This window comes from Bradyrhizobium sp. 45 (assembly GCF_023073155.1).
Lineage (GTDB): Bacteria > Pseudomonadota > Alphaproteobacteria > Rhizobiales > Xanthobacteraceae > Bradyrhizobium > Bradyrhizobium canariense_D.
Map to the genome: position 1 here is coordinate 206,437 of NZ_JADPIX010000122.1, position 13,889 is coordinate 220,325.

General features: G+C 65.0%; 10 protein-coding genes. 8 read left to right on the forward strand and 2 right to left on the reverse strand.

The annotated features are described in order from the left end of the window. Positions 1-3: 3 nt before the first annotated feature. The gene (locus IVB42_RS21240) at positions 4-1,416 is read right to left on the reverse strand and encodes an FAD-binding oxidoreductase (protein ID WP_018453056.1); all 1,413 of its coding nucleotides are present in this window, start codon (positions 1,414-1,416) and stop codon (positions 4-6) included. Positions 1,417-1,597: 181 nt separating this feature from the next. Here IVB42_RS21240 and IVB42_RS21245 point away from each other — a divergent pair, with 181 nt between their 5' ends. From IVB42_RS21245 to IVB42_RS21270, 6 genes are all read left to right on the forward strand, one after another. Next, positions 1,598-2,482 (forward strand): dihydrodipicolinate synthase family protein, encoded by an 885-nt coding sequence (locus tag IVB42_RS21245; protein ID WP_018453057.1) that lies wholly within the window; start codon positions 1,598-1,600, stop codon positions 2,480-2,482. Between the two features lie 204 nt (positions 2,483-2,686). After that, entirely contained in the window at positions 2,687-5,011 is a 2,325-nt protein-coding gene (locus tag IVB42_RS21250; protein WP_026232450.1) for a TonB-dependent siderophore receptor, read from the forward strand. A gap of 63 nt (positions 5,012-5,074) precedes the next feature. Further along, on the forward strand, positions 5,075-6,268 hold the full coding sequence (locus IVB42_RS21255) for a PepSY-associated TM helix domain-containing protein (protein WP_018453059.1): 1,194 nt from the start codon (positions 5,075-5,077) through the stop codon (positions 6,266-6,268). Positions 6,269-6,346: 78 nt separating this feature from the next. Beyond that, the gene (locus tag IVB42_RS21260; RefSeq protein WP_018453060.1) at positions 6,347-7,579 is read left to right on the forward strand and encodes a rhodanese-like domain-containing protein; all 1,233 of its coding nucleotides are present in this window, start codon (positions 6,347-6,349) and stop codon (positions 7,577-7,579) included. Positions 7,580-7,678: 99 nt separating this feature from the next. After that, a complete protein-coding gene (gene serA, locus IVB42_RS21265) occupies positions 7,679-8,923 on the forward strand; it encodes a phosphoglycerate dehydrogenase (protein ID WP_018453061.1) in 1,245 nt (414 codons plus the stop codon). 77 nt (positions 8,924-9,000) lie between these two features. Beyond that, the gene (locus IVB42_RS21270) at positions 9,001-10,662 is read left to right on the forward strand and encodes a tannase/feruloyl esterase family alpha/beta hydrolase (protein ID WP_018453062.1); all 1,662 of its coding nucleotides are present in this window, start codon (positions 9,001-9,003) and stop codon (positions 10,660-10,662) included. 21 nt (positions 10,663-10,683) lie between these two features. Here IVB42_RS21270 and IVB42_RS21275 read toward each other — a convergent pair whose 3' ends face one another. Then, the gene (locus IVB42_RS21275; RefSeq protein ID WP_247337563.1) at positions 10,684-12,402 is read right to left on the reverse strand and encodes an ATP-dependent Clp protease adaptor ClpS; all 1,719 of its coding nucleotides are present in this window, start codon (positions 12,400-12,402) and stop codon (positions 10,684-10,686) included. Between the two features lie 209 nt (positions 12,403-12,611). On the opposite strand from IVB42_RS21275, the gene IVB42_RS21280 reads away from it, so the two are divergent. Together IVB42_RS21280 and IVB42_RS21285 are read left to right on the forward strand one after the other, a co-directional pair. Then, positions 12,612-13,079: a MarR family winged helix-turn-helix transcriptional regulator gene (locus IVB42_RS21280; RefSeq protein WP_247369100.1), complete on the forward strand. Its 468-nt coding sequence runs from the start codon at positions 12,612-12,614 to the stop codon at positions 13,077-13,079. 17 nt (positions 13,080-13,096) lie between these two features. Further along, complete coding sequence (locus IVB42_RS21285; RefSeq protein ID WP_018453065.1) at positions 13,097-13,867, forward strand: enoyl-CoA hydratase; 771 nt, start codon at positions 13,097-13,099, stop codon at positions 13,865-13,867. Positions 13,868-13,889 lie beyond the last annotated feature (22 nt).

Here is a 13,889-nt window from a genome sequence, read left to right on the forward strand (position 1 = left end):
CTCTCAGATCACCTTGCCGGGGTTGAGCAGATGATCGGGATCGAGCGCGGCCTTCAGCGTTCGCATCAGCGCGATCTCGGCCTCGCTGCGGGCATGACCCAGCCACTTCTTCTTCAACGTGCCGATGCCGTGCTCGGCCGAGACGCTGCCGCCCATCTCGCGCACGAGACCGTAAATGATCGCGTCCATCTCTTCCTTCGGCTGCTGCTCGACGGCAAGGCCGGTGACCCAGGAGACGAGATGCAGATTGCCGTCGCCGATATGGCCGTAATAGACGCTTTCGCATCCCTCGACGCCATCAGCCAGCGCCGCCTTGCAGCGCGTGACGAACTCGTCCATCCGCGCCACGGCGAGGCCGATGTCGTAGGAGATGTGCGGACCCAACACCTGGCCGAACTCGGCGCAGATGTCGCGCACGCGCCAGAAGCTTCGCGTCTGCGCCAGCGATTGCGCCACGGCGGCGTCGGCGAGCAGCCCGCGCTCCATCAGCTCTTCGAGCCAGCTTTGGAAGCGCGGTGCGTCGAGGCTCTCGTCGGTGCCCTGCGCTTCCACCAGCACGTAGAGGCCATGGCCTGCGGCGACCGGCGGCTTGACGCCTGCGCGCGACGTGATCACGTCCCAGTAATCCGGCCACATCACCTCGAACGCCGACAGCAGCGGGCCGAGCCCGCTTCGCGCGGCGCCGAGCAGCGCGATCACCGCGGCATAGTCCTCGAGCGCGCAGAGCGCGGCCATGGTCGAACGCGGTTTTGGAAACAGCCGCAGCACCACGCGGGTGATGATGCCGAGCGTGCCTTCCGAGCCGATGAACAGATGCTTCAGATCGTAGCCGGCATTGTTCTTCATCAGCTTGTTGAGGCTAGTGATGATGGTGCCGTCGGGCAGCACGACTTCGAGCCCGAGCACCAGTTCGCGCGTCATGCCATAGCGGATCACGCGATTGCCGCCGGCATTGGTCGAGAGGTTGCCGCCGATGGCGCAGGAGCCGCGCGAGCCGAGATCGAGCGGAAAGAAGAAGCCGGCTTCGTCGGCTGCCATCTGGATCGTCTGAAGCGGCGTGCCTGCTTTCACCGTCATCGTCATCGAGGCGTGATCGATCTCCTCGATCCCGCTCATGCGCTCGAGCGAGATCGCGACCCAGCCTGCTTCAGGCGATGCGCCGCGGCACAGCCCAGTCAATCCGCCCTGCGGCACGAACGGCAGATGCGCCTGCCGGCAGGTCAGAATCGCGTCGGCCACGCCTTGCGCATCGACCGGGCGGATCACCGCGAGCGGCGTTTGCGGCAGGCTCGCGCTCCAGTCGTTGCAATTGCGCGCGGGCACGTCCGGGCCAACGAGCACGGCGGCCGCGCCGAGGCTGTCGCGCAAGGCGCCGAGCAACTGGGTGGGCCGCTCGACCGGGGTCACCATGTCCATGCGAGACCTCCTCGGAATCTGGCTGCGTGTTATGCGCGCCATGACGGCGGAAAGGATTTGCGCCTTTGTTGTATGTAAGGTACAAGCCCGAAAGTAAAGCAAAAACAAGGCTTGCCAAGCTCTGGTTTGATCGTCCGAGACCAGACGCCTGGTCCGAAGCCACAGCAACGGATGGTGTGTGATGACGGAGGCAATTCGCGGGTTCTGGGTGGCTTCGGCGACGCCGCTGGCGACGGACGGCAGCGTGGACTCCGCCAAGCTCGCCGCCCACGGCAAGCAACTCTTCGGTAAGGGCATCGACGGTGTCGTGCTGTTCGGCACCACCGGCGAGGGCACCTCGTTCAATGTCGCCGAACGCGTCGCGACCATCGAAGCCGTGCTCAAGGCCGGCGTTGCGCCGGACCGAATTGGAATCGGCGGCGGCTTCCCCGCGATCGGCGACAGCATCGCATTGACGCGTGCCGTGCTCGGTCTCGGCCTGCGTCACGTGCTGTATCTGCCGCCTTACTTCGACCGAAGCGTCAGCCCTGAAGGCATCGAGGATGCCTTTGCGGCGATCCTCGACGGCGTCGCCGACGATCGCCTGCGTGCCTACCTCTATCATATCCCGCAGATCTCGGGTGTCGCGATCCCGACCGGCGTCGCCGCGAATTTGCGCAAGCGCTACGGCAAGGTCGTTGCGGGCCTGAAAGACTCTAGCGGCGACTTCAAGCAGTTCCAGGCGTTCCGTGCCGCCGCTCCCGAGCTCGCCATCACCGTCGGCAACGAGGTTGACATCACCCGCGCGATCGCCGCCGGCGGTGCCGGCACCATCTGCGGCATGGCCAACATCGCGCCGGAGCTGGTCAAGGCAATGATCGACGGCAAGGATGTCGAAGCACGCATGCAGGCTGCCGTGGACATCGTGGTGAAATCACCATCCTTCCTCACGACGCTGAAAGCCATCCTCGCGGCACAGACGGGCGACGCGAGCTGGCTACGCGTGCGGCCGCCGCTCCGGGCCTTGTCCGACGGCACCGCGCTCAAGCGCAAGCTCGACGAGCTGATGGCTCCCGCGATCGCGTGAGATCGCGGGAAGCCGCGACACGTTGCCGCGAATTCGCGCGCTGCGTGTCGCGGTCGCTGCGCAATCCATCGAGGATTGTCGAATAGCGATCAAAGCCTAGAACCATTCAACACTAGAGCGATTCAAGGCCGCTTGCGGTTCTCTTCACGAACAACGGCTGTTAGACGCGCCAGCTTCTGCGTCTGACTTGGAAGTGAATCGAAAGTGCGTGCTCATCTGGATGGCCAGCGCGTCAGCGGCCGTCGAACTCCTGCCGGCACGAGCTGCGCAGTCCTCCTCATTGGAGCAGCCGTTCTGCTCGGCGCACCTTCCTTCAGCGCGACGGCCGCCCAAGCGCAATCGGCTCTGCCGCCGGTGACGGTCGAGGCGCCGGCACCGCGGCCGAAAGCGGCGCGTGCATCGGACCAGTCCCCACGCCGCGCTCAGACCGCCGCGCGCCAGCGCAATCGCAATCCCGCACCCGCAGCGCCGACGCTCTCGGAGCGCGCGGCCGCGGAAGCCGCCGCGCAACAGGCCGCCAAGCTCGGCTACCGCGCGATGCCGAGCGCGACCACGCTGCGCAGCGGCGCTTCGCCGCTCGATACGTCGCAGGCCGTCAACGTGGTGCCCGAGCAGGTGCTGAAGGACCAGCTCCCGCGAAACATCGACGACGCGCTGATCAACGTCAGCGGCATCACCCAGACCAACACGCTCGCCGGCAGCCAGGACGCGGTCATCCGCCGCGGCTTCGGCGACAACCGCGACGGCTCGATCATGCGCAACGGCATGCCGCTGGTGCAGGGGCGCAGCTTCAATCCCGCAGTCGAAAGCGTCGAGGTGCTGAAGGGGCCGGCCTCGCTGCTCTACGGCATCATGGATCCCGGCGGCATCGTCAACACGATCAGCAAGCGGCCGGAGCTGTACCAGCACGGCTCGGTTACGCTGCTTGGTTCGGCCTTCAGTGCTTCCAAGACCGGCGCCGACGGCTTGCTCGACATCACCGGTCCGATCGGTGATCAAGGCCTCGCCTATCGCTTCATCGGCTACAGCGTCAGCGAGGATTACTGGCGGAATTTCGGCCGCCACCGCGAGATGCTGGTTGCGCCGTCACTGGCCTGGTATGGCCAGGACACCACGGTGCAGCTCAACTACGAGCATCGCGAGTTCATCTATCCGTTCGATCGCGGCACGGCGTTCAATCCGGTGACGAAGGCGCCGCTGGCAGTTCCCACGACGCGCCGGCTCGACGAGCCCTTCAATAACACGTGGGGCACGTCGGACCTGATCCAGGCGTCGGTCGAGCACCGTTTCAATCATGATTGGAAGCTCTACGCCGGCTACAGCTACAACACCGAGACCTTCAGCGCCAACCAGCTTCGTATCACCGGCATCAACTTCACGACAGGCGCCGAGACCCGCAGCAACGACGGCACGCAGGGTTCGCTCAGCAACGCCAGCTATGGAACGTCCTATATTTCAGGCGGCTTCTGGCTCGGCGACATGCGCAATGATGTGGTGTTCGGTGGCGACGGCCAGTATCGCACCATCTACCGGGACAATCTGATCCGGCAGATAACGCCCGCCTTCAATGTCTACAATCCCGTTTACGGCCTGATCGGGCCGGGAACGACGGTGTCCAATCCCGACAGTGCGCAGACCGACAAGCTCGGCCAGTGGTCGATGTTCGTCCAGGACACGTTGCATCTGACAGAGCGGTTCGCCTTGGTCGGCGGCGTGCGCTACATGGACTACGACCAGATCGCCGGGCGCGGGAAGCCGTTTGTCACCAACACCAATGTGTCCCAGGACAAGGTGCTTCCGCTCGGCGGCGCCATTTTCAAGCTCACCGACCAGATATCGCTCTATGCGAGCTATACTGAATCGTTGAAGCCGAATTCGACCATTGCGCCGATCGGCGTCACGATCGGCTCCAACGTCGCGCCGGAAGAAGGCGTGTCATACGAGACCGGCGTCAAGTTCGATTTGAACAAGCGCATCTCCGGCACGCTGGCGCTCTACGATCTCGACAAGAAGAACGTGCAGACGACGAAGACGAACAGCGCAGGCGTGGTAGAACTCCACACCGTGGGCCGTGCCCATTCGCGCGGTGTCGAGTTGGACGTCACCGGCAGGATCACCGATAGCTGGGCCTTGATCGGCAGTTATGGCTACACCGACGCCCGCGTGACGGCATCCGAGGACATCACGCTGCTCGGCAGGAAGTTGCAGAACGTCGCGCTGAACACGGCCTCGCTCTATCTGGTCTATGACTTCGGCACAGCCCTGCCGGGTCAGCTCCGCCTCGGCGGCGGCGCGCGTTATGTCGGTGATCGTCCCGGCGATTCGATCAACTCCTTCTTCCTGCCCTCTTATGTGGTCGCCGATATTTTCGCGACCTATGAGATGAAATACCAGAACACGCCGGTGATCTACCAGCTCAACGTCAAGAACCTGTTCGACACTGTCTACTATCCCTCCGCCGTCAATAATCTGAACGTCGCCCTCGGCGACGCGCGGCGGGTCTCGCTGTCGGCGACGGTGAAGTTTTAGCGATGGGCATGTCGCGCAGGGACGCCCTTCGGATGATCGCGCCGAGCAGGAGGGCTCGCGCCGATGCGTGAGTCCTGGCGCGCGATCAAGGCCGCTCTGCTTCATGTCCATTCCATCGCGGGCCTCGTGCTGGCGCTGCTGCTCGCCGTGATCGCACTGACCGGTGCGATCATGAGTTTTGAGGACGAGATCGTCGATCATCTCAACGCCGGCATCATGCAGGTCGCGCCGCGCCAGGCACCGGCGCTGATGCCGGACGAACTGGTTGCGCGCCTGACTGCGGCGCAGGACGTCGGCAAAATCTCCGCCGTGACGCTGGCGAGTGATCCGTCCGCCGCGGTGCATGTGCGCTTCGCCCGCGACGAACGAGGCGCGCGGCCGTCCTCGCTCTATGTCGATCCCTATGACGCGCGCGTGTTGGGCACACCGGACGGCGAAGAGTTTTTCGCGACCGTGCGCAAGCTTCATCGCTGGCTGTTGATTCCCGGCGATGCCAAGGGCTGGGGGCGCCAGATCACGGGCGTGGCCGCGCTCGGCCTGATCGTGATGCTGATCTCGGGCCTCGTGCTGCGCTGGCCGCGTCGTGCAGGCAGCGTGAAGATGTGGCTGAAGCCGAATCTCGGGCTCAGTGGCCGCGGTCTGCATCGGTCGCTGCATGCGGTGATCGGCACCTGGGTCCTGCCGGTCTATCTGGTGATGACGTTCACCGGGCTCTGGTACTCGTTCGACTGGTACAAGGATGGCGTCGTCTGGTTGCTGTCGCGCCCGCAGATCGCCGCGGCGAAGATGCAGCCCAAGATGCCCACAAAGGCGTCGCGTGCTGCCGGTGTCAGCGAGACGGCACAGCCGATCGGCTTTGATCGCGCGTGGGCCGCCTTCCTGCACGAAGAGGGCGGCCGTTTCTCCAAGGCGTTGCTGACGCTGCCCGCCGGTCCGGGCACGGTGATACGGATCCGCTCCTGGGGGAAAGACTCGACCCTCGACACCACCCGTGACGAATTCCGCGTCGATGCCATCACAGGCCAATTCGTGTCTGCGGAGCGTTATTCCGATAAGACCCTCGGCGAGAAGACCATCGCGAACGTGCTCGATATCCACCGCGGCGCATTTCTGGGCTGGCCCGGCAAGCTCGCGTTCATGCTCGCGGCTGTGCTGATGCCGCTGTTCGCGGTCACCGGCGTTTTGCTTTATTTGTCGCGTCGAAAGCTGAGGCGGCTGGCGCAGCCACGGCTCGGGCGGCTCGTTCCCGGCGAATGAACGGGCTGCCGCAAAGGCTAGCCAACACTTCTGCAATCGTTCAAAAGCCCATGGCCAATCCTCGTCAGGGTTTACGCCATGAAGATCACCACCGTCACTCCCGCCGACATCCGCCGTGCACTGCTGCTCCGCGAGGAGATCGCGTTGCTTGATCTCAGGCACGAGGCTGGTTTCGCGACGGGACATCCGCTGTTCGCCGCCAACATGGCTGCCGATCGGATTGCGATCGAAGCGGACGTCAGGCTGCCGCGCAAGAATGTGCCGATCGTGCTCTATGATGACGGCGAAGGGCTCGTCACCGCGGGTGCCGAGCGGCTGGCCGCGCTCGGCTATACCAACGTCCGCGCGCTCGATGGCGGACTGAAGGCCTGGCGCGACGCGGGCTATCAAATGTTCGAGGACGTCAACTCCTACTCCAAAGCCTTTGGCGAGCTGGTCGAGTCGCGTAGGCACACGCCCTCGTTCAGTGCCGACGAGGTGGCAAAACTCATCGCGGACAAGGCCAACATTGCCATCCTCGACGTCCGCCGCTTCGACGAATATGCTACCATGAACATTCCGGGCTCGGTCAGCGTGCCCGGCGCGGAGCTGGTGCTGCGGGCAGGACAGGCGGCACCCGATGCCGACACCACCATCATCGTCAATTGCGCCGGCCGCACCCGCTCGATCATCGGCACCCAATCGCTGATCAATGCCGGCGTGCCGAACAAGGTCCGGGCGCTGCGCAACGGCACCATCGGCTGGACGTTGGCGCGGCACACGCTCGACCATGGTGCTAACAGGCGTGGCGCGATCGGGTCGTTCGAGGGCGGCCCGGCCAATGCGCGCGACGTCGCCTATCGCGCCGGTGTCCGCCATATCGGCGCGAGCGAGATGGCTGCGCTTGTCGCGCAGACCGATCGCACGCTCTATCGCTTCGACGTGCGTGACGCCGAGGGATATGCCGCAGGCCATCTCCCGGGCTTTCGCCACTATCCCGGCGGACAGCTCGTCCAGGAAACCGACATGGCCGCACCGGTGCGCGGCGCGCGTATCGTGTTGACCGACGATAAGGGCGTCCGCGCCGACATGACGGCGTCCTGGCTCGCGCAGATGGGCTGGGAGGTCTATGTGTGGGAGGGCGGCTATGACGGCGCGCTCGAAATCGGTCCGCCGCACGTCCTGCCCAAGCCCGACCCCGCCCACCGCTACCGCCGCCCCTATGAAGGCACCGGCGTCGACGAACGCGCGATGCAGGCCTATCTCGACTGGGAATATGGCCTGGTCGAACAATTGCGTCTGGACGGGACGCACGGGTTTTACGTGATCTGACGACCGCTCCGCCATCTTCTCCCCGTATCCGAACCCTATTGTGCTGCGCATCCCCCGCGGTCTATGAGCTGCGGCGAAGCTGTGACCCACGGAGATTTCATGTCAGTCCCAGGCCGAAGCCCTGAGCGGAGCGCGAAGGCGCTGCTGCTCGAAGGCGTCAATGACAGCGCCGTGGACCTGTTCAGAACGGCGGGTTTCACCAATGTCGAGCGCCTGACCAAGGCGCTGGACGGCGAGGATTTGCGGCGGGCGCTCAAGGGCGTGTCGCTGCTCGGCATCCGCTCGCGCACCCAGATCACCGATCAGGTCCTGGAAGCGGCCGACCAGCTTCTCGCCGTCGGCTGCTTCAGCGTCGGCACCAACCAGGTCGATCTGCTGGCGGCGCGCAAGCGCGGCATTCCGGTGTTCAACGCGCCGTTCTCCAACACGCGCAGCGTCGCCGAGCTCGTGATCGGCGAGATCGTGATGCTGCTGCGGCGCATTTTCCCGCGCTCGGTGTCGGCCCATGAGGGCGGCTGGGACAAGTCGGCGACCGGCAGCCGCGAGGTGCGCGGCCGCACCCTCGGCATCATCGGCTACGGCAATATCGGCTCGCAGCTCTCGACCCTGGCCGAGGCGATCGGCATGCGCGTGATCTATTTCGACCGCACCGACAAGCTCCGCCACGGCAACACCGAGCCAGTCGAGAAGCTGGAGGAGCTGCTCGCGCAGAGCGATGTCGTCAGCCTGCACGTGCCGGAGACGCCGGAGACATCAGGGATGATCGGCGAGAAGGAGCTGCGGGCGATGAAGCCCGGCTCCCTTCTGATCAACAACAGCCGCGGCACCGTCGTCGATCTCGATGCACTGGCGGGGGCTCTGCGCGACGGCCATCTCGCGGGTGCCGCCATCGACGTGTTTCCGGTCGAGCCGTCCTCGAATTCGGACCGCTTCAACAGCCCGGTGCAGGGCCTCGGCAACGTCATCCTCACGCCGCATATCGGCGGCTCGACCGAGGAGGCGCAGGAGCGCATCGGCGGCGAGGTGGCGCGCAAGCTGGTCGACTTTTTCATCACCGGATCGACCACGGGCGCGGTGAATTTTCCGGAAGTGCAGCTGCATCTGCGTCCCTCCGGCGCGCGCTTCAGCCACGTCCATCGCAACGTGCCCGGCATGCTGCGCCGGCTCAACGAGGTCTTCCTCCAGCGCGACATCAACATCGCTGCGCAGTATCTGGAGACCTCCGGCGACCTCGGTTACGTCGTGCTCGATGCCGACCTCGGCGGCCAGGATTCAGGCGCGCTGCTCCAGCAGATCCGCGCCCTCGACGGCACCGTCGGCGCGCGGCTGGTGTTTGAGCACTAGCACTGCATTGACGAGCGGCCGCAGGGCGCCTTGAATGCGGCCTGCTGACATAACGAACAGAAACTCAGGGGGAAACGATGGCGCAAATCCATGTGAAGCTGTGCGCATTGCTGGTGGGCGCAGCGGGCGCGCTGGGCGCGAATTCCGCTTCAGCGGTGACGCTGACTGAGGATGCGGACACTGTCTGCAAGGGCCTCGTCGGCGGCGCTGACGCCGTGAAGGTGGATTCGGCGACGTTGCTGGCGCCGTCGCAACTGGCCGTCGCCGAACGCGGCCCGACGCCGTCGGGGCGCGTCACGCCCGCCAATCCCGGCTTCTGCAAGGTGCTCGGCCACATCGATCCCACCGATCCCAAGGCGCCGCCGATCAAGTTTCAGGTCAATTTGCCCGTCGAATGGAACGGCCGTTCGCTGCAATATGGCGGCGGCGGATTCAATGGCGTGCTGATCACGGGCCTGGCGCTGCCGCCGGCCTATCCCTTCGACAAGCCGTCGCCGCTCGCGCGCGGCTTCGTCACCTACGGCACCGATTCCGGTCACGAGTCCAAGCCGGGCGAGCCGCCGCAGCTGTTCGCGCTCAACGACGAAGCCTTCGAGAATTTCGCCCATCGCGCCTACAAGAAGGTGCGCGATGCCGCCGTCGCGCTGATGCAGCGCGCTTACGGCAAGGCGCCGGAGAAAATGTACTTCATGGGGTCGTCCGAAGGCGGCCGCGAAGGCCTCACCATGGCGCAGCGCTACCCTGATGATTTCGACGGCATCTTTGCTCGCGTGCCCGTCATCAACTGGGTCGGCCTGCAGCATGCCGGCACGCGTTCGGGGCTCGTGACCATGGGTGATGGCTGGATCAATCCGGCGCAGGTGAAGCTAGTCGGCGATGCCGTGCGGGCCGCTTGCGACAAGGCCGACGGCTCCGATGACGCGCTGGTGCAAGATCCCGTTTCCTGCAAGGCGGCCTTCAAGGTGGAGACGCTGCGTTGCGCGAGCGGCAAGACGGGCGATCAGTGCCTCACCGACGCACAGATCAAGGCGATCGAGACCTTGCATGCGACCTACAAATTCCCGTTCGCGCTCGCCAATGGCCTCGACGATTATCCGGGCTGGGGCGTGTCGGGCGAGGACACGCCGGCGGTCGGCCCGACCGGCGGCTGGGTCGCGTGGTGGCTTGGCACGGCGCCTCCCGCGCAGCCGCCCGCGCCCAATAATGGCATCGCCTGGATCTACGGCGCCGGCGGCATCCAATACGTGTTCGCGCGCGATCCCAAGCTCGACGTGACGACGTATAAGCCCGAAGCGCACAAGGCGCGGCTGCTCGAGGTCTCCAGCCTGATGGATTCCACCGACCCCGACCTCAGCCGCTTCCGCGCTCGCGGCGGCCGGCTGATCATGCTCGAACATATGGCGGACTACGCGCAAAGCCCCTATGCCGGCATCCGCTATTTCGAGAACGTCGAACGCAAGGTCGGCAAAGCCGAGACGGCCGAGTTCGCGCGGCTCTACACCGCGCCAGGGGTCGACCATGTCGGCTCCGGCGCGCCGGCCAATGTCGACATGCTGAGCGTGCTGGTCGACTGGGTCGAAAAGGGCAGGGCGCCCGGCGATCTGGAAGTTACCGAGCAGAAGGTCGAGGCGCCGTCGTTTGCGACGCTTCGCGCGCTGCCGCTGTGCCGCTGGCCGGCCTGGCCGCACTACAAGAGCGGCCCAGTGACGGAGGCGTCGAGCTTCATGTGCGCGCCGTAGCAGGCGCGCCACTTCGGAGCGTCACCCGGTGGCCATTGCCTGCGCGCCGCCGAGCAGCTGCGCGTTAAGCCGGCCGCCGGAGAACAGCATGTCGTCAAGCGCCTCGTCGATATCGGCCGAGATCACGGTGTTGCCGCCGTCCCGCGCGATGCTTCCTTGCGCCAGCCGCCGCATCAGCTCCTTGATGAAGGCGCAACTCGTGCCCTCGCTGCGTCGGGCAGCCTCCGCGATCACGGCCCCCTCGAGCGGCAATCCCCTGCCGTAGAGCCGGACCAGCTTGCCGCGGCCGGTCTCGTCTGGCAGCGGCACTTCGATGGCTTGATCGATGCGGCCGGGGCGACCCGCGAGAGCTCCCTCGAGGTCCTCCGGCCGGTTGGTGGTCAGGACGAACAGGATGTCGGCGTCTTCCTTCAGCCCGTCCATCTCGTTGAGCAGCTTGTTCAGCATGGATTCCTCACACGGCCCCATGTCATCGCGGTCGCGGGCGATGAGATCGACATCCTCGATCACCACCATCGACGGCTGGAGCAACCGTGCCAGGCTCATATAGGCGCCGAGCAGACCGATCTGCTCGGCCGTGATGATCAGCGTCGTATGCCCGGGCAAATGCGTTGCGAGATAACGGATCGTGTGGGTCTTGCCAGTGCCCGGCGGCCCGTACAGCAAGATGCCTTTGCGTGTCGATTGACCCAGCCGGCGCAATTGGTCTCGGGTGTTGACGAAGGTCAGAACGTTGCGATCGAGCAGCCGCAGGGTCTGCTCCGGCAGGATCACCTCGTCGCGCGCGACCTGCGGCAAGCGATGCACCGTGATGCCGCGCGAGCGACCGCGATAGTCGGAATCGGCATCGAGCGACAGGATCTTGCCGCGATAGGTCCGCGCAGCCTGTACGGCTTCTTCCAATTCACTGAAGCATTGCTGGACGAGAGCCGCGCCTGCGGAACCTGAGGGTACCAGGATTTCGATCCGAATTCCGGGCTCGCGACTGTATTCGCGGTGTGCGCAGAGCAAAACCGCATAGCGGAGATGATCCTGCTCACACAGCCACAGCCCGTTATCCAGACACTTGACCGGGCTCTTCTCGCCTACGTCGACGTCGGAATATTGCAGCGGGGCAATCGCGATCGCATAGCGGCCCTCCTTGAGCAGTCGTGGAATCGACAGCGTTTCGTAGCGCTGCTCCTCGTTCAGTCCCACCAGCCGGATGGCCTTGCCGAAGAGCCGGTCGACGGCGGCCTGGAGATCGACCCGCATGTGGCCGGGAAATTGGCGGATCGTGGTCACGAGTTTGCTGCGCGCAGTGCTGGCAAGGTGCCAATCGAGAATGTCGCATGCAAAGTCGAAATTCTCCTCTCGCTCGTTCGAGGGCTCATCCGCCGCACGCATGCATTCGCTGCACAGCCAGACCGTGCGGCTGCCGATACGAACGTCGGTCTGTCCCTCAGGCTTGCCACAGAGTTCGCAAGGACTCTTGACCGCCTCTAGCGTGACCTGCAGTTGGTGGCCGGCCAATTCGATGGATTGTTGCGCAGATTTGAAAAGGGCTTCGGCAACCGATTGCGGGTAAGGTCCGCAAACCGCTTTTTCCTTCTGCTCGATCTGGGTGATCAGCGCGGTCGCTTCACGGTCTGATTTGCCGAAAACCTGCCGAAGCAGATCCATCACGAATTGGTCCGGCGTATCATCGTCATTATGAATTATGAGCTGGGTCGGCTGGTTCTCGCCACGCATACTGTTCATCACGAAAGGCCTCCGGGACAATCTATGATTGAATAGAACGAATAGAGAACATAAAGGGAAGCGGCCGTCAAGCGTGACGGCGGCGGCTAATTGCGATTGGTGGGTGAGGTCCTGGTGCGCCGGGGCGGCCCTGTTCCTCGACGACTGCCGCGGCACATGTCCAGCTGCCGTCCTTTGACAATCTGATCCGCCTCGATTATCTATTTCGCATGCGAAATAAAGACGAGGGCGCGAGACACCATCGGTTGATCTACCTGTTGAGCGTGGCGCAGCGGCGCGTGCAGCGCTGGATGGCGGCGCAGCCTTCGAGCGAGGTCACGCCGGCGCAAGCGGGGCTGCTGTTCATCCTCGGCAAGCAGAACGGCGTCCTGATGGGTGAGGTGGGCGCGGCGCTCGACATGGGGCCGGCCGGCATCTCGGGGCTGGTCGACCGTACGGCGGCGGCTAAACTGGTCGAGCGGCGCGCGGATCACGAGGATGGTCGCGCCTGGCGCGTCTGGCTGACGCCGAAGGGGCGGACGGCACTGGCGCAGGCGAAGGCCAGCGCGGCACGGGTCAACGCGGCGTTGACGGACGGATTCACCAGTTCGGAGATCGATATCGTCGCGCGCTGGCTGACCAGCATTCAGGACAAGTTTCCAAGACAGCTTTCAACAGAGCTTTCTAGAGATCCATAGGAATAGAGGAGAGACCCATGACCGAGCACGTCCGGATCCGGAACGACGGCGGAATTCTCACGCTCACGCTGGCACGCCCCGACAAGAAGAATGCGCTGACGGATGCGATGTACGGCAAGCTCGCCGATGCCATCGAATCAGCCGAGCACGATCCGTCGGTCCGCGTGATCCTGATCCGCGGCGAAGGCGACATGTTTACCGCCGGCAACGATGTCGGCGAGTTCGCGGCGGTCGCGGCGGGCAAGTCGGAAGGAAGCCGCAACGTCGTGCGCTTCATCCAGTCGCTGGCGCGCTGCTCCCGGCCCTTGGTGGCCGCGGTGCAGGGCCGCGCCGTCGGCGTCGGCACCACGATGCTGCTGCATTGCGACCTCGTCGTGCTTGCCGCCAACGCGCAATTGTCGACGCCCTTCGTCAGCCTCGCACTGGTGCCGGAAGCAGCTTCCAGCCTGCTGATGCCGGCGCGCATCGGCTATGCGCGGGCCTACGAGATGTTCGCGCTGGGCGAGACGGTGCCGGCCAAATCCGCGCTGGAATGGGGGCTCGCCAACCGCGTCGTGCCGCTCGACAAGCTCGATGCCGAGGCGCTCGCGCTGGCGCAGCGTCTTGCCCGTCAGCCGGCCGGCGCACTCACCGCCACCAAGAAGCTGATGCGCAACGGCGAGACGCTGGTCGCGCAGATGAATGCCGAAGGCGAGCAGTTCGGGCTGCGCCTGCGCACCGCTGAGGCGCGCGAGGCCTTCACGGCGTTCGCGGAACGCCGCCCGCCGGATTTCACCAAGGTTGCGTGATATCCGGGACTGCGCTGAGGCT